Origin of the sequence: Halomonas sp. I1 (assembly GCF_032334135.1) — a bacterium.
Lineage (GTDB): Bacteria > Pseudomonadota > Gammaproteobacteria > Pseudomonadales > Halomonadaceae > Halomonas.
In genome coordinates, this window is sequence record NZ_JAVXUS010000001.1 from 552,706 (window position 1) to 575,274 (window position 22,569).

A 22,569-nucleotide genomic window follows, 5' to 3' on the forward strand; every position below is an offset into this window, starting at 1 on the left:
CACATCCATGAGACGGCACCGAATCGAGAGGACGACACCATGACACTCAAGATCGCCATCAATGGCTTCGGCCGCATCGGCCGCAACGTTCTACGCGCGCTGCATGAAGGGGGCTATCGCGACCGTGTGCGTGTCGTGGCCATCAATGACCTGGGGGATCCCGCCCTCAATGCGCACCTGCTGCGCCACGATACGGTCCATGGCCATTTCCCCTTCGAGGTGGCGCATGATGAATCCAGCCTCAGCGTCGACGGTCAGCGTATCGAGATCCTCTCCGAGCGTGATCCGTCGAAGTTGCCCTGGGGCGATCTCGGCGTCGATCTGGTCATGGAATGCACCGGACTGTTCACCAAGCGTGAGGCCGCCGCTCAACACATCACTGCCGGCGCCGGTCGTGTGCTGGTCTCGGCGCCAAGCCCGGATGCCGATGCCACCATCGTGTTCGGCGTCAATGAAGACGTGCTGACACCGGAGCACAAGGTCGTCTCCAATGCGTCCTGCACCACCAATTGTCTGGCCCCGGTGGCACAGGCGCTGCACGGGAAGGTCGGCATCGACAATGGCCTGATGACCACGGTGCACGCCTATACCAATGATCAGAATCTGTCCGATGTCTACCACAAGGACCCCTATCGTGCCCGCAGCGCCACCCACTCGATGATTCCGACCAAGACCGGTGCGGCAGCGGCCGTGGGGCTGGTGCTGCCGGAACTCGATGGGCGTCTCGATGGCCTGGCGGTGCGCGTGCCGGTGATCAATGTGTCCCTGGTCGATCTGACCTTCACCGCCTCGCGGGAGACCAGCGCCGAGGAGATAAACGCCATCGTCGAAGAAGCCGCAGCGGCGTCTCCGGTCATGCGCGTCAACGCCCAGCCGCTGGTGTCGATCGACTTCAATCACGATGCCAATTCGTCTACATTCGATGCCAACCATACCCGGGTCAACGGGCGTCTGGTGAAGGTGATGGCCTGGTACGATAACGAGTGGGGGTTTTCCAACCGCATGCTCGATACCGCCCTGGCCATGCATGCCGCGAGTAATGGTGAGCGCAACGTCGCCTGACCCTTGTTCGCCATTGAACGATACGACGCCGGGGCGGCTGCCGTCCCGGCGTCTTCTTGTGGACCCGACATGCCCCCATGTCGGGTCAGGCGCGGCATAGGGAGGGACGACAGGCCGCGCGGGGTGGGCGAACATCACAGAGACCGGGACGGCCTCCCTGGTTGCCAGGTTCATCGTGTACAAGGAAGCCATTCATGTTGCCCGATTACGGCTGGTTGGCCTGGACGCTGATCATTGTCTCCACCTACCTGACCGGTGTCTCCAAGGGCGGCTTCGCCGGTGGTTTCGGGACCCTTTCGGTACCGCTGATGGCGCTGGCCATCGGTCCCATCGAGGCGGCCGGTCTGCTGTTGCCGCTGTTGCTGGTCATGGACCTGTTCGCGGTCAAGGCCTGGTGGGGAGAGCATGACGCGAGCGAGGTTCGCCGTCTTGTGCCCGGCATGGCGCTGGGGGTCGTGGCCGGCACCCTGTTGATCGGCTCGCTCGACGAGAATCATGTCCGGCTGTTGCTGGGCGTGGTGTCGCTGCTGTTCGTGGTCTACATGATCGTCAAGCCGGCGGCGTCGCGGCCCATTCATGCACTCTGGGCCTGGCCGGCAGGCATGGGGGTCGGTGTGACCAGTTTTCTCGCCCATGCCGGGGCACCGCCGATGAACCTCTACCTGGTGCCACGTCGGCTTTCCAAGCGCGCTTTCATTGCCACCTGCACCCTGTCGTTCGCTGCCGTCAATCTGATGAAGCTGCCGCCGTACTTGTGGCTCGGCGAGATCAACCTGACCAGCGCCTGGGCCTCGGCGGCGCTGGTGCCGGTGGCCTGGGCCGGGGTGAAGAGCGGGCTGTGGCTGCAGCACCGTGTCAACGAACGGCTGTTCTATCGGCTGGTCGTGCTGGCCATGGCGCTCGTCGGCGTGCAGCTGATCGTCAAGGCGCTCTCGTGAGGCGGTGCGAACGAAAAAGGCCCTGCCGAGGCAGGGCAAGAGAGACGTCCGAATGATCTGGATGGGTTACTGCCTGACGATCCATTCGTGGGCCGGGTCGTTCTGGAATTTCCATTCCCGCTTGGGGCCGGCCATCACGTTGAGGTAGTAGAGCTCGTAGCCGTGGGGAGCGCCGACCGGGTGGTAGCCGCGCGGTACCATCACGCAGCAGCCGTTCTCCACCGCCATGGTCTCGTCCAGGCTGCGGTCGTCGGTATAGACCCGTTGGAAGGCAAAGCCCTGTGAGGGGGCCAGACGGTGATAGTAGGTCTCCTCGAGAATCGACTCCTCGGGCAGGTTGTCCACATCATGCTTGTGCGGCGGGTAGCTGGACCAGTTGCCCGCCGGCGTATAGACCTCGACCACCAGGAGACTGTCGGCCGGCTCGGTCTCCGGCAGGATGTCCTGAATGTGGCGGGTGTTGGTGCCGCCGCCCCGGGTGCTTTTCTTGATGTGGTCGGGGGCGATCAGCCGTGGTTCGTGGTTGCCGTGTCCCGGGGCGCTGCATACCGCGAGCTCCATGTCGGTCGTGGCCTCGACGGCGTAGCCCGCGCCGTCTGGCAGGTAGACGGCATAGGGCGGCACCTTCTCGAAGATATCCATGCGCTCGCCGATATTCTCCCAGCGGTGCTCGCCGCTGGTGATGGTGGCGTGTCCGGACAACAGCACCAGGCAATGTTCCCGGGCGCCGGTGTGGCCCTCGATCTTCTGTCCCTTTGCCAGTCTGTGCACGCGGAAGCCGACATGGTGCCAGCCGGCGGATTCCGGGGTCACCTCGAGTATCCTGCCCTGGGTGTCGGGCTCGTGTGGTCGAACCAGAAGCGAAGTCATCGTTACTCTCCTCGAATCGTCGTGGGTCTCAGTCGATCTCGTCCAGCGCGATGCAACGACCCTCGTGTCGCGAGCGCTCGGCCGCCTCGGCCAGGCGCAGTGCCTGTAGGCCATCGTCGGCACCGGCCAGTGGGGCGCGTTGCTGCTTCCAGGCCGTGACGAAGTCGTCGATCTCGCGACGATAGGCCTCGGCGTAGCGCTCCAGGAAGAACCATTTGGGCGTCTCTTCCCACTGGCCGGGGTCGCCAGTGAAACGCAGGCGTGTCTCGGTCTCGTTCTGTGCCTGTAGCATGCCGGCGCTGCCGAAGGCTTCGATACGCTGGTCGTAGCCGTAGCAGGCGCGGCGGGAGTTGTTGATATGGCAGAGTCGACCGCTGGTCGTGGTCAGGGTGACCATGACGGTATCCACGTCGCCGGCCTCGCCGATGGCTGGATCGATCAGGCAGCTACCCGTGGCGTGGACCGTGGCGATGGGCTCGTCCAGCAGCCAGCGGGCCATGTCGAAGTCATGGATCGTCATGTCGCGGAAGATGCCACCGGAGGCACCGACATACTCGGCGGGCGGCGGCGCCGGGTCGCGGCTGATGATGGTGAGTGTCTCGAGGCTGCCGATCCAGCCTTTCTTCACGGCCCTCCTGAGGGCGGCGAACTGGGGGTCATGGCGGCGATTGAAGCCCAGAGAGCAGGTCACCGGGTGCGACGCCAGCACGTGGAGTGCCGCGACGGTACGTGCCAGGTCGAGGGCAATGGGCTTCTCGCAGAGCACCGCCTTGCCTGCGCGGGCAGCGCGCTCCAGGTAGTCGGCATGGGTCGGTGTGCTCGAGGCGATCAGTACGGCATCGATCTCGCCGTCGTCGAAGATGGCGTCGACATCGAGAGACCTGGCGCCGTACTCGGCGGCCAGGGCCTCGGCGGCTGGTGCGTGGAAGTCGGCCACGGCTGACAGGGCCGCTTCGGGGTGTGCGGCGATGGCCTGTGCATGCACCTTGCCGATGCGACCGGCGCCGATCAGGGCGAGTCTCATAGCGGGGTCCTCTCGTTGTCGGTAGATGACTGTGCGTTGTCAGGCGAGGGGCGATCCCTGGCCGTGTCCTGTCGAATGCCCAGTGAAATGGCCAGGGTCTGGGTCACGCACAGTGAGGCGGTCAGGCCGCGGAAGCTCTTGACCTCGGCTTCGTGCACCACCAGCGAGACGTCGGCGATGCGGGCCAGAGGGCTGAGGCTGGAGTCGGTGATCACGACCAGCGGGATGCCACGCTTGCGGGCCTCGTCTGCCAGCTCGCGCGTTTCCTGGGCATAGGGCGAGAAGCTCACCACCAGCAAGGCATCATCATCGCCGATAGCCTTGAGCTGTTCGCCATACATACCCCCCAGGCCGTTGACCAGGAAGGTGCGCTTGTCGATGTGATGCAGCGCATAGGTCATGTAGCTGGCCACCACGAAGCTACGCCGTGCGCCCATTACGTGGATGGCGTTCGCCTGTTCGAAGATGTCCAGGGCGTGTTCCAGGTGTCGGGGATCGATGCGGCTCGGGAGGTGTTCCAGCACCTCGCGATTGGCATCGGCAAATTCCCACAGTAGTTGGGTGCTGTCCGGCGTCTCCCCGGTAGCGGACCGCACGGCGCGGATACGCTCATTGTAATTGGGAAGTTCGTCCACCAGACGCGAGCGGAACAGGCGTTGCATCTCGGAGAATCCGGTGAACCCGAAGCTGTTGGCGAAGCGAATCAGGGTCGAAGGCGTGACGCCGGCCTGCTCGGCGAGCTGAGCGACGGTGGCGAAGGCCACTTCTCGGGGATGGTCGAGCAGGAAGCGGGCGGTCTGTTGCAAGCGGCGGCTCAGGTCCGGGTAATCGGCCGTGATGCGGGCTTTCAGCTCCTCGAAGTCCTGGGGCGTTTGATTCATGTGAGGTTCCTCGCCGTCGCCGTGGTGGCGTTGACTTGTGGTGCGTTCGTCTTGGGGCAGTCTAGGCGAAATGGAATGAATATTCCATTTATACCAAAGTATAGAATAGAAAATTTGTAAAAACTGCTCTTTGGAATCTATATTCCATAACGTCATCGCGCTGACGTATCTCCCACACAACGATAATCGAGAGAGGAAGTTCATCCATGGCACGTCTATCTCATTGGTTGCTGGCTTCGACCACCGCTGCGGCACTCATGGCCGGCACCGCTCAGGCACAAGAACCGAATCGCTTCGTCATGGTGACCCATGGCGTTCCCTCCGACCCCTTCTGGTCCGTGGTCAAGAATGGCGCCGAGGCCGCGGCCGACACCGTCGGGGCAGAACTGGAGTATCGCGCCCCATCTTCCTTCGACATGGCCAAGATGCAGCAACTGGTTGAAGCGGCAGTGGCCTCGGACCCGGATGGGTTGATCGTCTCCTTTACCGACGAGGATGCGTTGGGGGGGATTGTTCAGGAAGCTACCAACAACGGCATTCCGGTGCTCACCATCAACTCCGGTGGCGACGTTGCGCACAAGTACGGGACTCGCCTGCATATCGGTCAGAGTGAGTACGAAGCGGGCAAGCAGGCCGCCGAACGCATGCAGGAAATGGGCGTCGAGCAGGCGGTCTGCGTCAATCATGAACAGGGCAACCAGGGCCTCGACCAGCGTTGCGACGGCTTCCTCGAAGGGTTCGACGGTAACGCCGAACAGTTGGCGACGACCTATGACCCGACGTCGATCCGTAATGCCATCGTCGCCTATCTCAACGAAAACAGCGATGTGCGCGGCATCCTCACGCTGGGCGCCCTGGCCGCCGAGCCCATGATCCAGGCCATGCGCGAGCAGGGTGCCACCGACATGTTCACGCTCGGCACCTTCGACCTGTCGCCCGGGATTCTCGAGGCCCTCGAGGCCGAAGACCTGAGTTTCGCCATCGATCAGCAACAGTACCTGCAAGGCTACCTGCCGGTGATGTTCCTCGATCAGTATGCCGAGAACGGCTTGCTCCCGGCGGGTGATGTCCCGACCGGCCCCGGTTTCGTGACGCCGGAAAACGCTGCACAAGTGATCGAGCTGAGCGAGCAGGGCATCCGCTGAATACCATCACGCATGTAGGGGCCCGTCCGACGGGCCCCGGGAGTCGACCGTCATGAAGTCCAATCCATCCCCCCAAGCCGACGCGGCGGAACCGCAGGATGAGCGTATCCAGAAGGTATCGTTCTGGAAGAAGGCCTTGAGCCGTCCCGAATTCGGTGCCCTGGCCGGTACGGTGCTGGTGCTTGCCTTCTTCATCGTGGCGTCAAGCGGTACCGGCATGTTCACCCCGGCCGGCATTCTCAACTTCCTCGAGGTGGCGGCACAGCTGGGCATCATCGCTACCGCCGCCTCTCTGTTGATGATCGGTGGTGAGTTCGATCTCTCGATTGGCTCGATGATCGGCCTGGCGGGGATCCTGATTGCCATTCCCGCCGTGGAGTACGGCTGGCCCCTGTGGGCGGCCATCCTGCTGGCGTTCTGCTGCGCAGCGCTTGTTGGCTGGATCAACGGCAACCTGGTCAACAAGACGGGGCTGCCATCGTTCATCGTAACGCTGGGCTTCCTCTTCATCCTTCGTGGCATGGCGATCGGCGTTAGCCGACTGCTGACCGGACGTACCCAGGTCGGTGGTGTCCATGATCATATTCCGGGTGACTGGTTCGCCGCCCTCTTCTCGGGTGAGGTCGCCACGGGGCTCTTCGCCTGGATGGCCTCCCAGGGCTGGATCGCCACCAATTTCGCCGGCAACCCGGTGGTCACCGGTATTCCGGTGTCGATCGTCTGGTGGCTGGCCCTCACCGCCCTGGCGACCTGGGTGCTGCTCTGCACCCCTTACGGCAACTGGATCTTCGCCAGCGGGGGAGACGCCAATGCGGCGCGAAACTCTGGCGTGCCGGTCCACCGCGTCAAGATTTCTCTGTTCATGTTCACGGCCTTCTCCGCGACCATCTTCGCCTGCCTTCAGGTGATGGATACCGGTTCGGCAGACACCATCCGTGGCCTGCTCAAGGAGCTGGAGGCGATCATCGCGGTGGTCATCGGTGGCGCCCTGCTCACCGGGGGCTATGGCTCGGCCATCGGTGCGGCGCTTGGTGCGTTGATCTTCGGCCTGGTGCAGATGGGCATCTTCTATACCGGCGTCAATACCGACTGGTTCCAGGTCTTCCTCGGCGTGATGCTGTTGGTGGCCGTGCTCTTCAACAATTTCATGCGCAAGAAGGCGATGGAGGCCAAGTGAAATGAGCGAACGTATGCCAATGATCGAGATGCGCAACGTCAGCAAGCACTTCGGCAGTGTCATCGCCCTGAGTGGCATCTCGATGGAAGTGTATGCCGGTGAGGTCATGTGCCTGCTGGGTGACAACGGTGCCGGCAAGTCGACCCTGATCAAGACCCTCTCCGGTGTGCACCAGCCGACCCACGGGGAACTGTTGCTGGGTGGGGAGCCGACGCGCTTCAAGTCGCCGGCCTACGCTCTGGATGCGGGCATCGCCACCGTCTTCCAGGATCTGGCGATGATCCCATTGATGTCGATCACCCGTAACTTCTTCATGGGGCGCGAACCTACCGTGGGCTGGGGGCCGACGAAGCGCATCGACTGGAAGTATGCCGACAGGATCGCCAAGCAGGAGATGGCCAAGATCGGTATCGATGTGCGCGACCCCAGCCAGCCTGTTGGCACCCTGTCCGGTGGCGAGCGCCAATGTGTGGCTATCGCCCGGGCGGTCTACTTCGGCGCCAAGGTGCTGATCCTCGACGAGCCGACCTCGGCGCTGGGGGTCAAGCAGGCCTCGGTGGTGCTGCGTTATATCGCCAAGGCGCGGGCCGATGGCCTGGCGGTGATCTTCATTACCCACAACGTCCATCACGCCTTCCCAGTGGCCGACGCCTTTACCCTGCTGTCACGGGGCGGCAGCCTCGGCACCTTCCGCAAGGAGGAGACGACCCGCGAAGAGGTGCTCAACATGATGGCCGGCGGCGCCGAGCTGGAGAGCCTGGACGCCGAACTGGCCGAGTTCCAGCGCAGCGACAGCGAGCGGAAAACCGACGCCGGTGACAGCGATGCATCTGGTACCCGCCTCGCTGCGGGCCAGTGAGAGAGGCGCGACGGTCATGATGGAACCGACACCCTTCACCCTGGCGGCCTGCGCCGAGATGCTGTTTCGCGGCCTGCCGATCACCGAAAGGGTCAAGCGGATCGATGCCCTGGGCTTTCAGGTGGAGATCTGGGACTGGAGTCGCCATGACCTCAAGTCGCTGGCGGCCACCGGCGCAACGTTCTCCTCCATGACCGGTTATCTCGAGGGGACGCTGGCCGATAAGGACGGCGCCGAGCGGCTGGTGGAGACGGCTCGAGCGTCGATTGCCGTGGCCAAGGAGCTGGGTATTCCACGGCTCAACCTGCACGGCACCGGGCTGGATGGCCAGGGACTGCCGATCAAGGCAGGGGCCGAAATGACCGGGCCGATGTGGATAACCGCGGCGGATACGCTGAACCGGCTGGCCGATCTCGGTCAGCAGCATGACGTGACCTTCGTGCTGGAGAACCTCAATACTGCCGTCGACCATCCCGGTGTGCCCTTCGCTCGCGCCGAAGACGTGCTGGCCCTGGTGGCGAGTGTCGATCGCCCGGAGGTGCGCATCATGCTCGATCTCTATCACGCTCAGGTCGGCGAGGGGAACCTGGTCGAGCTGGTGCGTCGCTGCGCGCCCTATACCGGTGAAATCCAGGTCGCCGATGTGCCGGGCCGCTGTGAACCCGGCAGCGGTGAAATCCACTATCCGGCCATTGCCCGAGCGCTGAACGAGATCGGCTATCGCGGAACGGTCGGTCTGGAAGGCTGGGCCTCCGGTGACGATGAGCTGGCCCTGGCACGTTTCCGGGATGCCTTCACCCTTTAACTCCTTGACTGGACCAGCGTCCTGGCGCCCAGGCGCCATGTGACAAGCGACGCGGAGAAACGCTATGCAAGAGATGAAACCCGATAACAGACCACTGGATCTGATCTGCCTTGGCCGCGTCGCCGTCGACCTCTATTCGGAGCAGGTCGGCAGTCGCCTGGAAGATGTCTCGAGCTTCGCCAAGTACCTCGGTGGCAGTTCCGGCAACATGGCCTATGGCACCGCCCGCCTGGGCCTCGAATCGGCCATGCTGTCGCGGGTTGGCAACGAACAGATGGGCAACTTCGTGCGCGAAGAGCTCGAGCGTGCGGGCGTCGATACCAGTGCCCTGCAGACCGATCCCGAGCGACATACCGGCCTGGTGTTGCTGGCGCTGAAGGATCGCGACAGCTTTCCGCTGCTCTTCTATCGCCGTGACTGCGCCGACATGGCCATCGATGCGGATGCCATCGACCCGGCCTTCATCGGCCGCGCCAGGGCGCTGGCGATCACCGGTACTCACCTGTCCACCGAGACCACCGCCCGGGCCTGTCGCAAGGCGCTCGATGCCGCCGCCGAGCATGGTGTCAAGCGGGTGCTGGATATCGACTACCGGCCCGTATTGTGGGGCCTGACCACACCGGGCGACGGAGAAACCCGTTTTGTCGCCGACGACAAGGTGACTGAGGACCTCCAGGCCTGGCTCGGCGATTTCGACCTGATCGTCGGCACCGAGGAGGAATTCCATATCGCCGGCGGCAGTACCGATACCCTCGAGTCGCTACGCGCCGTGCGCAAGGTCAGCGATGCCACCCTGGTCTGCAAGCTCGGCGCCCTGGGCTGTGTGGTCTTCGAGGGCGAGATTCCCGCTCGCATCGAGGACGGCATCCTGGTGGAGGGCGTCAAGGTCGAGGTGCTCAACGTGCTGGGCGCCGGCGATGCCTTTATGAGCGGATTGCTCAGGGGCTGGCTGAGGGGAGAAAGCTGGGAGACCAGCGCCGGCTATGCCAACGCCTGCGGTGCCCTGGTGGTCTCGCGTCATGGCTGTGCCCCGGCGATGCCTACCGAGGAAGAGCTGTTCGATTACCTGGGGCGCCGTGCCGGTGTGTCTCGTCCCGATCAGGATGAACGCCTCAACCATCTTCACCGGGTGACCACCCGCGCTGTCAGGGATTGGCCTCAGGTCTGCGGCCTGGCCTTCGACCATCGCCGTCAGATCACCGACATGGCCCGCGACGTCAAGGCCGATCCGGCACGCATCCCGGCCCTCAAGCGGCTGCTCGTCCAGGCCGCCGAGGAGGGGGCGCGACGCACCGGGCTCGACAAGCCGGCGATCCTGGTCGATGACGTCTTTGGGCAGGATGCGCTGAACGATGCTACCGGCAAGGGCTGGTGGATCGGCCGTCCGGTGGAGCTGCCGAGCTCCAGGCCGCTGCACTTCCAGCATGGCGATGACCTGGGCAGCCGCCTGCAGCATTGGCCGCGGGAGCATGTCATCAAATGCTTGCTGTTCTACCACCCGGATGACCCGATAGCACTGCGTCTGGAACAGGAAGCGCGGTTGCGCCAGCTCTATCAGGCGGCCTGTGCCAATGATCTCGAATTGCTGATCGAGGTGATTCCGCCCGACACCTCGGAGGTGGATGACCAGACTCTGGCGCGCTCCCTGCGACGCCTGTATCACCTGGGGATCCGTCCCGACTGGTGGAAGTTGCCATCCATGTCCAATGCCGCCTGGGGCGCGGTCAGCCAGGCCATCGATGACAATGATCCCCACTGCCGCGGTGTGGTGCTGCTGGGTCTGGATGCCCCGATGGAAGAAATGAAGCTTGGCTTCGCGGCGGCTGCCAGCAATGACTGGTGCAAGGGCTTCACCGTGGGCCGCACGCTGTTTGCCGGGCCCAGCCGCGAATGGTTGGCCGGTGCCATCGATGATGCCCGGCTGATCGACAAGGTCGCCGGCAATTACGCCGAATTGATCGAGGAATGGCGACGCCTGCGCAGCGTCAAGGTTCCGAGTGGAGGGAGTCTGACATGAGCACCATTCGACTCACCATGGCCCAGGCGCTGGTCAAGTATCTGGCGGCTCAGCGTATCGAGTGCGAAGGCCGTGAGATGGCGCTGTTCGAGGGCGTGTTCGGTATCTTCGGCCACGGCAACGTGGCCGGCCTGGGGGAAGCGCTCTATCACGTGCGTGATGAGCTCCCCACTTACCGCGCCCACAACGAACAGACCATGGCGCATGCCGCCATCGCCTTCGCCAAGGCGCAGGGTCGGCGCCGGCTGATGGCTGCCACCAGTTCCGTCGGGCCCGGCGCCACCAACATGGTAACCGCCGCCGGGCTGGCCCATGCCAATCGGTTGCCGGTCCTGCTGCTGCCGGGAGATACGTTCGCGACCCGTGACCCCGACCCGGTGCTTCAGCAGGTGGAGCATTTCGGCGATCCGACCATCACGGTCAATGACTGTTTCCGGCCGGTGTCGCGCTACTTCGATCGCATCACTCGACCGGAACAACTGTTGACCAGCCTGCCCCAGGCCATCGCGACCCTGCTCGACCCGGAGCACTGCGGCCCGGCGACCCTGGCGCTGCCCCAGGATGTCCAGACCTTCGCCTACGACTACCCGGAGAGCTTCTTCGCCCCCCGCTTGCATCGTATCCGCCGCCCACAGCCGGATCTCGGTGAGCTGGAAACGGCCATCGCCGCCCTGGCGCGTGCCGATCGTCCCTTGATCATCGCCGGGGGTGGGGTGCACTACGCCGGGGCCTGCGAGCGACTCGGCGAGTTCGCCCGCGCGCACAGCGTGCCGGTGGCCGAGACGCAAGCCGGCAAGGGCGCTCTGCCCGATACTCATCCCTGCTCGGTGGGAGGCATCGGCGTTACCGGTAGCGAGGCTGCCAATCAACTGGCCGAGCAGGCCGATGTCATTCTGGCCGTGGGGACGCGTCTGCAGGATTTCACCACCGGCTCGCGGGCGCTCTTCGAGCGCGACGGTCTGACCCTGGTGGCCCTGAACGCGGGGCGTTTCGACAGCCAGAAGCACTATGCCCTGCCGCTGATCGGCGATGCCTTCGACGGGCTGGTGGCGCTGGATCACGGCCTGGCCGACTGGCGGTCCTCCGACGCCTGGCGGGAGCAGGCCTGTCGTCTCAAGCATGACTGGGACGAGGTGGTGGCGCGTGTCACGGCCGATGACGGGCGAGCATTGCCCACCGATGCCCAGGTGATCGGCGCCGTGAACCGGCAGACCGGCGAGAACGATACCGTTGTCTGCGCTGCCGGCGGCCTGCCGGGGGAACTGCACAAGGTGTGGCGGTGTGCCGGTCCCGGCAGCTATCACGTGGAATACGGCTACTCCTGCATGGGCTACGAGATTGCGGGCGGCCTTGGGGTCAAGATGGCGCACCCCGAACGCGAGGTATTCGTGATGGTCGGTGATGGCTCTTACCTGATGCACAACTCGGAGCTTGCCACCTCGGTGATGCTGGGCCGGAAGCTTGTCGTGGTGGTGCTCGACAATCGCGGTTATGGATGTATCAACCGTCTGCAGCAGGGTACCGGTGGTGCCGGCTTCAACAACCTGCTGGATGACTGCCTGACCGTCGAGGAAGGCGCGCCGAAGACGGACTTTGCCGCCCATGCTCGTGCCCTGGGGTGCGAGGCCGAGCAGGTGCACGGCGTCCAGGCACTGGAAGAGGCACTGGTACGTGCGCGTCAGGCCGACACTACCTATGTCATTGCGCTGGATACCGACCCCCTGCCCAGCACCGACGAAGGTGGTGCCTGGTGGGACGTGGCGGTGCCCGAGGCCTCGTCGCGCGAGCAGGTCAAGGCGGCCTATGCGGGCTACCGCGAAGCCAAGCGACGTCAGCACCGCTGAACGCCGATTGTCGGATGGTTCCTCGACCTCCCGTTTTCCCGAACAAGAGGGGGGGCCTGGAGGCCCCCCGAAGATGGAGTATGCCAATGAGTACCGTTCGCCTGGGCATCAACCCCCTGACCTGGACCAACGACGACCTGCCTAGCCTGGGCGGCGACACGCCGCTCGAGGCATGTCTCTCGGAAGGGCGCGTGGCCGGCTTCAGCGGCTTCGAGCTGGGCCACAAGTTCCCGCGTACCCCGGATGCCCTGTCGGGCGTTCTGGATGAGTACGATCTGTCGCTGGTCTCCGGCTGGTATTCCAGCCGGCTGCTGGAGCGCAGTCCGGAGGCAGAGATCGAAGCCGTCAAGGATCACCTCGAGCTGCTCAAGGCCTGCGGTGCCCGGGTGATGGTGTTCTGCGAGGTGACCCAGTGTATCCATGGCGACCAGGCCACCCCGTTGTCCCGTCGGCCGTGCCTCAGCGATGACGAGTGGCAGCGCCTCACCGACGGGCTGAACGTGGTCGGCGACTACCTGAAGGAGCAGGGTGTGCATCTGGCCTACCACCATCATCTGGGCACGGTGGTGGAGAGCCAGGCCGACGTGGAGCGGCTGATGGACAGCACCCGCGACTCAGTAGGTCTGTTGCTCGACTTCGGTCATCTGGTCGGGGCCGACGGCAGCCCACTGGCTGTCGCCAAACGCTATGCCTCGAGGATCCGGCACGTGCACTGCAAGGACATGCGTTTCCAGGTGCTCGAGGCGATGCGCAATCGCGACAAGAGCTTTCTGGACGGTGTGCTCGACGGCATGTTCACCGTGCCTGGCGACGGCGACATCGATTTCCTGACCACCCTCGAGCACCTCCGCGAGACCGGCTACCGGGGATGGCTGGTGGTGGAGGCCGAACAGGATCCCCAGATCGCCCATCCGCTGACCTATGCCCGCCTGGGGTACCGCAATTTGCGCTCCTTGGCGGAAGGCGCCGGTTTCACCATCGAAAAATGAGCGTGCGGGCGAGCTTTTTACGCGCCTCACGGCCTATCGTGTTTCTCAGAAGGTAACGTCATGAATCAGATTCACCACTATCTCAACGGCCGCCACGTCGACGGTCGCAGCGAACGTTCTGCACCGGTCTACAACCCGGCTTCCGGCGAGCAGAGTGCCCGGGTCGCCCTGGCCTCCGCCGACGAGACCCGCGAGGCAATCGCCTCATCCGAGGCGGCCTTCGCCACCTGGTCGAAGCTCTCGCCGCTCAAGCGCTCGCGCATTCTTTTCAAGTTCAAGGCGCTGGTCGAGGAGCATGCCGACGAGTTGGCCCGCCTGATTGCCAGCGAGCACGGCAAGGTGTTTTCCGACGCCAAGGGCGAAGTGACTCGCGGCCTGGAAGTGGTGGAGTTCGCCTGCGGCATCCCGCACCTGCAGAAGGGTGAACACTCGATGAACGTCGGCACCGGCGTCGACAGCTACTCGATGATGCAACCGCTCGGGGTCTGCGCGGGGATCTCGCCGTTCAACTTCCCGGCCATGGTGCCGATGTGGATGTTCCCCATCGCCCTGGCCTGCGGCAATACCTTCATCATGAAGCCCTCCGAGAAGGACCCGTCCACCCCGATGCGCCTGGCCGAGCTGCTCAGCGAGGCCGGCCTGCCCGACGGCGTGTTCAACGTGGTCAACGGCGACAAGGAGGCGGTGGACGTGCTGCTCACCGACGAGCGCGTCCAGGCGGTGAGCTTCGTGGGCTCCACGCCGATCGCCGAGTACATCTATGCCACCGCCTCGGCGCATGGCAAGCGTGTCCAGGCCCTGGGCGGGGCCAAGAACCACATGGTGGTGATGCCCGATGCCGACATCGACCAGGCGGTGAGCGCGCTGATGGGCGCGGCCTATGGCTCCGCCGGCGAGCGCTGCATGGCCATTTCCGTGGCCGTGCCGGTGGGCGAGGAGACTGCCGAGCGCCTGCGCGCCAAACTCGTGGAGGAACTCGGCAAGCTGCGCGTTGGCCCGGGCCTCGTCGAGGGACCGGACAACGACATGGGCCCGCTGGTCACCCGCGAGCACCTGGAGAAGGTCAAGGGCTATATCCAGGCCGGCGTGGACGAGGGGGCCGAACTGGTGGTCGACGGCCGCGAGGCGGTCATCGAGGGCGCCGGCGACGGCTACTTCATCGGCGGCACGCTGTTCGACCGCGTCGCGCCCGGGATGCGCATCCACAGCGAGGAGATCTTCGGTCCGGTGTTGGCCATCGCCCGGGCGGCGAGCTTTGATGAGGCCGTGTCGATGATCAACGACCACGAGTATGGCAACGGTACCGCCATCTTCACCCGAGACGGTGATGCCGCCCGTCAGTACTGCGAACAGATTCAGGTCGGCATGGTCGGCGTCAACGTACCGATCCCGGTACCCATGGCCTTCCACAGCTTCGGCGGCTGGAAGCGCTCGCTGTTCGGCCCGCTGCACATGCACGGTCCCGACGGCGTGCGCTTCTACACCCGCATGAAGACCATCACCCAGCGCTGGCCGAGCGGCATCCGCGAGGAGACCAATCACTTCACCATGCCGACCCTCTGAGGCACGCCAACTGACTACCCAGTGCGATGCCGGGCCGAGAGGCCCGGCATCGCCATGTCTTGTGAGGACGATAGGATGGCAGATCTCAAGTTCGGCCTGATCGGCACCGGCTTCATGGGCAAGGCTCACGCTATCGCCCTGAAGGCGGCGCCTACCGTCTTTTCCCTGCCAGCCTTCCCGGTCTGCGAACTGCTTGCTGACGTCGATGACGAGCAGGCCGCCTGCAAGGCGCGGGAACTGGGCTTTTCCCGCTCCACTGGCGACTGGAAGACCCTGGTGCAAGACCCGGATGTGGACGTGGTCGACATCTGTGCCCCGAACTTTCTGCACAAGGAGATGGCCCTGGCCGCCATCACCGCTGGCAAGCATGTCTACACCGAGAAACCCTTGGCCCTCTCCGCTGCCGATGCCCAGGAGATGGTCGAGGCCGCCGAGGCGGTCAACGTCAAGACGCTGGTGGGGTTCAACTATATCCGCAATGCGGCGACCCAACTGGCCCGGGAAATCGTTCATAGTGGCGAGATCGGCAAGCTGGTTCACTTCCGAGGATGCCATAACGAGGATTACCTGGCCGATCCGGCCAAGCCCCTGGACTGGCACACTCGGCGTGCCACTGCGGGAGCCGGCGCCCTGGGGGATCTGGGCTCGCATATCCTCAACATGGCGGAGTATCTCACCGGCCAGCGCATCGGCGAGGTGTGCGGCCAGTTGCAGACAGTGATATCCCAGCGAGCGTTGCCTGACGGGCATGACGGCTCGAGCGAGGTGGAGAACGACGATCAGGCTCAGGCACTGTTGCGCTTCGATGGCGGCTTGATCGGCAACATCGAGACGTCACGGGTCGCGACCGGTCGCAAGATGGGGCTGGGCTATACCCTCGTCGGCACCAAGGGGACCATCGTCTTCGACCAGGAGCGGATGAACGAGCTGCAGCTTTACAAGTGTGAAGGGCCCGAGGGGCGCCGGGGCTTCCGTACCCTGCTGGTCGGCCCCGAGCACCCGGACTATGCGGCCTTCAGTCCTGCCCCCGGTCATGGTCTGGGCTTCAACGACCAGAAGATCATCGAGATTCGCGACCTGGTGGCGGGCATCGTGGACAATCGGATCCTCTACCCGGATTTTCGGGAAGCGGCACGGGTCAACCGCATGATCGAGGCCATCGAGCGCTCGCATCACGAAGGTGGGTGGGTCGCCGTGTCGGCTAGCCCGTGAGGTCGAGCTCCGTGGCCGCGGCGGATGGCGTCCTTGCGTCATGTCGAATATGCTGGCGGTCGATCCACAACGAGGCACCCGCAGGTGCCCGACCGCAGCACTGGAGACCCCCATGCGTCACTTTCCGCGTTCTCTCGCGGCGTTCGCCGCGCTCTGGCTGGGCACCATGTCCCTGGCGGCGTCGGCCGATACTCGCATCACCTATAAGTCCGCATCCGCCGGCACGGCCTACTATCAGATGGGCGTGGAGCTATCGGAGGCCATCAAGGCCGGCACCGACGGTGCCATGACCCTGACCCTGGAAGAGAGCCAGGGCTCGGTCCAGAACGTCATGGAGGTGATGGCTCGTCGGGGCAACTATGTGTTCACCACGCCGCCGTCGTTGGCGGCCAAGGCCGTGGCCGGCGAGGGCCCCTTCGCCGAGCGCCGGCATCCGCGTTTCCAGGAGATCCGCGGACTCTTCCCGATTCCCTCGTTGACCATGCATCTGGTGGTGGCCGGGAAGCAGGATGCCTTGCGTCTGGATGACCTGGCGGGTCAGCACCTGCTGATCGGTCAGGGGTCCTTCGGGGCTCGTGAGGCGGCGCGCTATCTCGAGCTGTTCGGCCTCACCGAAGCCGTCGAGGTCGACGATGCCGATGTGGGCAGTGCGCCTGACGCGCTCAAGAATGGCCAGATCGACGCCTTCGCCACGGCCGGCTCCTTTCCCGCGCCCAACGTGATCGAGACCGCAGCCAGCATGCCGGTGGGGCTGGTATCGATGACCGAGGAGCAGGTCGCCGAGACCGGCGCGACGCCACAGGAGATTCCCGCCGGCACCTATGCGGGTATCGACGAGCCGGTGATGACGACGTCACTGCCGGTGGCCGCCTACACGACCACCGGCATGGACGACGACACCGCCTATACCCTGACGAAGACCTTCTGGGAACGGCGCGAGGCGATGGCCGAGAGCTCGCCCTGGTGGCGCAGCGTGTCGCCCTCGATGCTCGCCAACATGCGAGGCGAGTTGCATCCGGGGGCGCTGCGTTACTACGAGGAAGCCGGCGTCGAGATACCAGAGACGCTGCGCTGATCCTTGCTTGCCCGGGCCGCCGCGGTATCGCGGTGGCGCTCGCTGGTCCCTTGTCGTGACGGTTCCATGTCTTCCACTTCCTCTTCCTCATCGCATGCCGCCGAGGCGGCAGCGTCCAGCGGCCCGGGTGTCCGTCTTCCCTGGGTCGGGCTGGGCGCTCTCTCGGTCGTCTTCCATCTCGGTCTGATCTTCTACGGGCTGACCCCGGCCCTGGTGAGCCGCCCGTTGCACATGGCGCTGATCCTGCCCTGGGTGCTGGTATTCGCCGCGCGAACGCCCTGGCAGCGCTGGAGCGGCTGGGTGCTGACGCTGCTCGGCGTGGCTGCCTGCCTATGGATCGCCGTCAATGAGGAAGCCCTGGCCGGGCAGTACGGTTTCATCGATACATCATTGCAAATGGTCATCGGGGGCTTTCTGATCGTGCTGGCCCTGGAGACCGCGCGTCGGGCCATTGGCTGGCCGTTGCCGCTGGTGGCGGCGGTGGCGCTGCTCTATGCCTTCTGCGGCCAGTACGTGCCAGGGGAGTTCGGGCACCCGGGGTTGCCGGCAGCCAGCCTGGTCGGGTCGCTGACCATCGCCGAGGGCGGCTTATGGGGCAAGTTGACCGGTGTCAGCGTCGGGGTGGTGGCGATCTTCGTGATCTTCGGGGCGGTGCTGAATGCCGGCGAGGCCGGCAAGGGCTTCATGAACCTGGCGGGCCTGGTCGCCGGTCGCTTGACCGGTGGCGGCGCCAAGGTCTCGGTGGTGTCCTCGGCACTGATGGGCTCCATTTCGGGGTCGGCGTCGGCCAATGTGGCGTCCACTGGAGCGATCACCATCCCGTCCATGACCCGCCTGGGCTACCCCCGGGCACTGGCGGCCGCCGTCGAGGCGGTGGCATCCTCGGGCGGGCAGATCATGCCGCCGCTGATGGGGGCCGGTGCCTTCGTCATGGTGGAGCTCACCGGCACCCCCTATACCGAGATCATGGCCGCCGCCATGCTGCCGGCACTGCTTTACTTTGCCACGGTGTGGATGGGCATCAACGCCTATGCCACCCGCCATGACCTCCGCCCGGTGGGGGCCGACGATCGGCCCGCCCTGCGTGAGGTGTGGATGACAGGGCTGTTCTTCGCCGTGCCCTTCGCGGTGCTGCTCGAGCGGATCTTCCATGCCGGCAATACACCCCAGTATGCCGCCAGCCTGGCGATCTTCGTCGGAGCGGCGCTGTTGTGGCTGGATTCACGCCTGGTGCCGTCGTGGCGGGGGCTGGTGGCGCGTCTGGCCGACGCCATGGTGCTCGCCGGGCGCCAGGTGGCGACCATCGGCGCGATCATCATCTGCGCCTCGCTGGTCATCGGGGTGCTGGCGATGACCGGGCTTGGCGTCAAGGTCACCTCGGCGATCCTCTCGTTGTCCGGCGGCGCCCTTTGGCCGGCACTACTGCTCACCGCCTTGGCATGCCTGGTGCTGGGCATGGAAGTGCCCACTACGGCGGCCTATGTGATCTGTGTGTCGGTGGCCGGTCCGGCGTTGACCGAACTGGGCCTGCCACCGTTGCTCGCCCATTTGTTCGTGTTCTGGTATGCCCTGCTCTCGACTATCACGCCGCCGGTCTGCGGCGGGGTCTTCATCGCTGCCGGCATGGCCGGCGAGAACTGGATCAAGGTCGCCCTGCGCGCGATGTCGCTGGGGATCGGGCTGTACCTGATCCCGCTGGCGATGGTCGCCAGGCCGGAGATCATCCATCTGGCGGAGACACCCTGGCGGGCGCTGGTCGAGACCGGCCTGGTCGGAGCGGGACTGCTGGCGATTTCCCATGGGCTGATTGCCCGGCGCGCGCTCATCTGGCGCCTGGTGCTGGTGGCCGCCGGGCTGGCGGTCATTTTCCTGCGCTAGGTGCTACTGGTCGTCGTGGAAGCGGTCGGCGATCGGGGCCTCGGGCCACAGCATGGGGCCGCGGTCGAGCGGTTGATGGCCAAACAGCACCCAGGTGTCCAGTGCGGCGCCCAGCGATTGGCATCGGTATAGCGTGTCAGGGTGACGCTCGGCCATTTCTTCAGCCATGAGCCCGGCGTCCACCTCGCCGGTGAGTACTGCCTCGGCCACGGCCACGATGGTCGGCATATCGCGTTGTGCCGGCCAGTCGGCGAGATCGGCGTAGTGCCGAGTTGCCGGTTGCAGGGCCAGCGAACGGGGGCGAGGTCGGTCTCGACGCGCGATGATGGCCAGTGGCCGGCTGGCGGCGATGAAGCTGTCGACCGGGAAGGCGCGGTGCATGTAGTGGCCGACGCAGTCGGCATGAGCGGGATGGGCCGTGACCTGCAGCACGTAATCGAGCCTTTTGGCCACCAGGGACTCGAAGGCCGAAGTGAAGTCGTCGACCAGCGTGATCGAGGCGTTCTCCAGGCCGCGTTCCGCCAGGTAGCGACGCAGGATCATGGCGTGGTTGCTGTCGTCGGGGCCCAGGGTGGCGAATCGCATCAGGCGTCCCTCGGTATCGATGTCGTGGTGCCGTTTCGAAGGCGGCCAGTATAACCGGCCTGTCGATGAAGGGTCCCGGCCGCCGAGGCGTCGTCAGAGCTGACGCCGCCAGCGGTTCTCGATGGTATCCAGCTCCGCCGGGCCGTAAGGCACGCTGGCATGCCCGCCGTAATGAGCCCAGAGCTGGTCGCCGAGATCGTAATGCCACCATTCGCTGGGCAGGTTGGTGAAGCCCTGGGCGTGCATGGCGTGATAGAGCAGCCGGCGGTTTTTCCGGGCCTGGTGACGTCGGTCGCCTTCTTCCAGCTCGGCCTCCAGCGCATCGGCATGCGATGCGGGAACGGCTTCGTCGAACAGCGTGCCCATGTCCAGTGGCAGGCCGTCGGCGTCGCACAGGGTCACGTCCACGGCGCCACCGGTCAGGTGCGGGCTGGGCGCCGTCGGCTCGGTGCTGGGTTGGGCGACGAACTCGCGGGTGCGCACCAGCAGTTCCTGGTCATCGAGCCCGGGGTGATTGGCCTGGATCGTGGCCTGCAGGGTCTCGAACAGATACTGCTGGACCCGCCAGGGCCGCCAGCCATCCAGCACCAGCAGGCTCAACCCTTCGGGCAGAGCGCGAGCCACCGCCAGCAAGCGTCGGTAGACGCCCTCACGGACATAGCATTCATCGATGGCGCCGGGGATGCCCATGCGGGCGTAGGCCGGGAAAACCTTGATCGGCGGCGGCGCCAGGCTCATCGGCACCAGCGGCTCGTCGCTGCCGGTGATCGGCAGGCGGCCGACTGCCAGCCAGTCCGGCTCGGCGCGATGCGGAATCGGCGTGTCGGCGTGGGGGGTGTCGGGGTCGGATCGGTTCATCGGGTCATCCAAGAATCGTCGGGAGCCACAGGGTCAGCGAAGGGAACAGAATCAGGGCCAGCAGCACCAGTAACGCCGTGACAACGAAAGGCCAGATGGTGCGAAACAGGGCGGTGATTTCCAGCCGGCTGACCGCCGCCGCCACGAACACGCAGGCGCCCATGGGCGGCGTGATCAGGGCGATGGTGATGTTGAGGGTGATGATGATGCCCAGGTGCACAGGGTCGATGCCCGCCATCATCGCCACCGGTGCGAAGATGGGGGTGAGCAGCATCAGGGCCGAGACCTCTTCCATGAACATGCCGGTGATGAAGGTGATGGCGCTGAGCAGCAGCAAGATCACCACGGGCTGCTCGATATAGGGCGTCAGAAGCTCGACGAACTGGCTCGGGACCTGGGCATAGGAGAGCAGCCAGCTGACCGTGGCCGACGCCGCCATGATGATGAAGATGGCGGCCGTCAGTCGTGTCGTATCGACGATGGCGCGCCAGAAGTCGCGAGGGCCGAGGTTGCCCATCGCCAGGCCGTAGAGCGCCACATAGAGCGCGGTGAGCGCGCCGGATTCGGTGGGCGTGACCAAGCCCATGACGATGCCGGCGACGATGATGACAGGCGCGATCAGCGCCGGCAGGGCGCTCAGGCCGGCACGTGCGAGCTCGGCGCCGCCGGGCCAGCCGCCGCGCTTCTCGAGCCCGCGGCGCCGGGCATACCAGGCATTCATGGCCATGAAGGCGGCGCCCAGCAGCAGGCCGGGAATCACGCCGGCCAGGAAGAGGTCGCCGACCGAGGTATTGGTCAGCGAGGCGTAGAGGATCATGAAGATGCTGGGCGGAATGATCGGACCGATCAGGGAACTGCCTGCGGTGAGACCGGCGGCGAAGGCGGTGGAATAGCCTTCCTTGCGCATGGGGGGCACCAGCAGCGACCCCAGCGCCGAGGTGTCGGCCACCGCCGAGCCGTTGACACCGGCGAAGAAGACGCTGGATACCACGTTGACGTGGCCCATGCCGCCGCGCAGGTGGCCGACCAGCAGGCGGGCCAGTGCCATCAGCCGGTCGGTGAGGCGGCTGGCATTCATCAGATTGCCGGCAAGAATGAACAATGGAATGGCCATCAGCGAGAAGGCATTGATGCCACCGAAGAATTGCTGGGGCATCATGCGCGGGATCATCGCCGGATCGACGAACAGAAAGCCGACCACGGCGGTGGTCAGCAGCGCGATGAACAGGGGCAGGCCGAGCAGCACGTGCGTCAGGAAGACCGCGAACATGGTCAAGGTCATCATGATGACGGCTCCTCCAGAGTCGGTAGCGGCGCCGGCCCATGCCACAGGGCCTGCCAGGCGAGCAGGGCGAAGCCGGTCGGTAGGGCCATCACCGGGATGGTACGGCTGATGCCGAGCCCCTGGCTGGTGAACATCGACACCGATTGCGCATAGCGATAGCTGAAGATCGCGCCGGCCACGGCCAGGGTCAGCGTCAACAGCCATTGATAGACATTGAGTAGGCGACACAGGGGGCGGGGCAGCAGACGCTCGATCAGTGCCACGCGCATGTGCCCACCCTCGACCCAGACCGCGCCGGCCGCCAGCATGACGCCGCCGATGATCAGGTAACGGGCCAGTTCATCGGTCCAGATCGGGGCGCCGCCGGCCAGGTAGCGCATGACAACGCCATACAGCATGGCCAGCAGATCGACGAGCAACAGGCTGCCGGCCAGCGTCAGGGCGGCCCGCCGGGTCAGATCCGGCAGCCGAGAGAGATGCGAAAGCATAGGAGTTTCCGTGC

20 protein-coding genes are annotated in these 22,569 nt (G+C 65.1%); 13 read left to right on the top strand and 7 right to left on the bottom strand.

All coding sequences use genetic code 11. From position 1 onward, the window contains the following. Positions 1–39 precede the first annotated feature (39 nt). Both gap and RSO41_RS02545 read left to right on the top strand, forming a co-directional pair. Complete coding sequence (gene gap, locus RSO41_RS02540; protein WP_315617487.1) at positions 40–1,062, top strand: type I glyceraldehyde-3-phosphate dehydrogenase; 1,023 nt, start codon at positions 40–42, stop codon at positions 1,060–1,062. 194 nt (positions 1,063–1,256) lie between these two features. Beyond that, entirely contained in the window at positions 1,257–2,000 is a 744-nt protein-coding gene (locus RSO41_RS02545; protein WP_315617489.1) for a sulfite exporter TauE/SafE family protein, read from the top strand. A gap of 66 nt (positions 2,001–2,066) precedes the next feature. Here RSO41_RS02545 and iolB read toward each other — a convergent pair whose 3' ends face one another. From iolB to RSO41_RS02560, 3 genes are read right to left on the bottom strand one after another with little or no spacing between them, the layout of a single operon-like run. Continuing rightward, on the bottom strand, positions 2,067–2,870 hold the full coding sequence (gene iolB, locus RSO41_RS02550) for a 5-deoxy-glucuronate isomerase (protein WP_315617491.1): 804 nt from the start codon (positions 2,868–2,870) through the stop codon (positions 2,067–2,069). A 28-nt stretch (positions 2,871–2,898) separates the two neighbouring features. Further along, positions 2,899–3,894 carry an inositol 2-dehydrogenase gene (iolG, locus tag RSO41_RS02555; RefSeq protein ID WP_315617493.1) on the bottom strand — a complete coding sequence of 332 codons (996 nt, stop codon included), beginning with the start codon at positions 3,892–3,894 and terminating at the stop codon, positions 2,899–2,901. Beyond that, complete coding sequence (locus RSO41_RS02560; protein ID WP_315617495.1) at positions 3,891–4,775, bottom strand: MurR/RpiR family transcriptional regulator; 885 nt, start codon at positions 4,773–4,775, stop codon at positions 3,891–3,893. The genes iolG and RSO41_RS02560 overlap by 4 nt, the downstream gene beginning before the upstream one ends. 206 nt (positions 4,776–4,981) lie before the next feature. Between RSO41_RS02560 and RSO41_RS02565 the strand changes: the two genes are divergently transcribed. The 11 genes from RSO41_RS02565 (at position 4,982) to RSO41_RS02615 (ending at position 19,339) form a co-directional block, all read left to right on the top strand. Next, positions 4,982–5,920: a sugar ABC transporter substrate-binding protein gene (locus tag RSO41_RS02565; RefSeq protein ID WP_315617497.1), complete on the top strand. Its 939-nt coding sequence runs from the start codon at positions 4,982–4,984 to the stop codon at positions 5,918–5,920. Between the two features lie 52 nt (positions 5,921–5,972). Further along, positions 5,973–7,097: an ABC transporter permease gene (locus tag RSO41_RS02570; RefSeq protein ID WP_315617499.1), complete on the top strand. Its 1,125-nt coding sequence runs from the start codon at positions 5,973–5,975 to the stop codon at positions 7,095–7,097. 1 nt (position 7,098) lies between these two features. Then, positions 7,099–7,956 carry an ATP-binding cassette domain-containing protein gene (locus RSO41_RS02575; RefSeq protein ID WP_315617501.1) on the top strand — a complete coding sequence of 286 codons (858 nt, stop codon included), beginning with the start codon at positions 7,099–7,101 and terminating at the stop codon, positions 7,954–7,956. Positions 7,957–7,972: 16 nt separating this feature from the next. Continuing rightward, positions 7,973–8,761 (top strand): TIM barrel protein, encoded by a 789-nt coding sequence (locus RSO41_RS02580; RefSeq protein WP_315617503.1) that lies wholly within the window; start codon positions 7,973–7,975, stop codon positions 8,759–8,761. Between the two features lie 64 nt (positions 8,762–8,825). Continuing rightward, positions 8,826–10,778: a bifunctional 5-dehydro-2-deoxygluconokinase/5-dehydro-2-deoxyphosphogluconate aldolase gene (gene iolC, locus RSO41_RS02585; protein WP_315617504.1), complete on the top strand. Its 1,953-nt coding sequence runs from the start codon at positions 8,826–8,828 to the stop codon at positions 10,776–10,778. Continuing rightward, complete coding sequence (gene iolD, locus RSO41_RS02590; protein WP_315617505.1) at positions 10,775–12,622, top strand: 3D-(3,5/4)-trihydroxycyclohexane-1,2-dione acylhydrolase (decyclizing); 1,848 nt, start codon at positions 10,775–10,777, stop codon at positions 12,620–12,622. The genes iolC and iolD overlap by 4 nt, the downstream gene beginning before the upstream one ends. Positions 12,623–12,708: 86 nt before the next feature. Next, positions 12,709–13,611: a myo-inosose-2 dehydratase gene (gene iolE, locus RSO41_RS02595; protein ID WP_315617506.1), complete on the top strand. Its 903-nt coding sequence runs from the start codon at positions 12,709–12,711 to the stop codon at positions 13,609–13,611. Positions 13,612–13,671: 60 nt separating this feature from the next. Further along, positions 13,672–15,174, top strand: coding sequence for a CoA-acylating methylmalonate-semialdehyde dehydrogenase (locus RSO41_RS02600; protein WP_315617507.1), 1,503 nt, complete (start codon positions 13,672–13,674; stop codon positions 15,172–15,174). 75 nt (positions 15,175–15,249) lie between these two features. Next, a complete protein-coding gene (locus RSO41_RS02605) occupies positions 15,250–16,386 on the top strand; it encodes a Gfo/Idh/MocA family oxidoreductase (RefSeq protein WP_315617508.1) in 1,137 nt (378 codons plus the stop codon). Between the two features lie 112 nt (positions 16,387–16,498). After that, positions 16,499–17,461, top strand: coding sequence for a TAXI family TRAP transporter solute-binding subunit (locus RSO41_RS02610; protein WP_315617509.1), 963 nt, complete (start codon positions 16,499–16,501; stop codon positions 17,459–17,461). A 66-nt stretch (positions 17,462–17,527) separates the two neighbouring features. Further along, complete coding sequence (locus RSO41_RS02615) at positions 17,528–19,339, top strand: TRAP transporter fused permease subunit (protein WP_315617510.1); 1,812 nt, start codon at positions 17,528–17,530, stop codon at positions 19,337–19,339. 3 nt (positions 19,340–19,342) lie between these two features. On the opposite strand, the gene RSO41_RS02620 is transcribed toward RSO41_RS02615, so the two are convergent. The 4 genes from RSO41_RS02620 to RSO41_RS02635 form a co-directional block, all read right to left on the bottom strand. Beyond that, the gene (locus RSO41_RS02620; RefSeq protein ID WP_315617511.1) at positions 19,343–19,924 is read right to left on the bottom strand and encodes a hypothetical protein; all 582 of its coding nucleotides are present in this window, start codon (positions 19,922–19,924) and stop codon (positions 19,343–19,345) included. A gap of 93 nt (positions 19,925–20,017) precedes the next feature. Next, entirely contained in the window at positions 20,018–20,782 is a 765-nt protein-coding gene (locus tag RSO41_RS02625) for a M15 family metallopeptidase (protein WP_315617512.1), read from the bottom strand. A gap of 4 nt (positions 20,783–20,786) precedes the next feature. After that, positions 20,787–22,064: a TRAP transporter large permease gene (locus RSO41_RS02630; RefSeq protein ID WP_315617591.1), complete on the bottom strand. Its 1,278-nt coding sequence runs from the start codon at positions 22,062–22,064 to the stop codon at positions 20,787–20,789. Next, entirely contained in the window at positions 22,064–22,555 is a 492-nt protein-coding gene (locus RSO41_RS02635; RefSeq protein ID WP_315617513.1) for a TRAP transporter small permease, read from the bottom strand. The genes RSO41_RS02630 and RSO41_RS02635 overlap by 1 nt, the downstream gene beginning before the upstream one ends. Between the last annotated feature and the right edge of the window lie 14 nt (positions 22,556–22,569).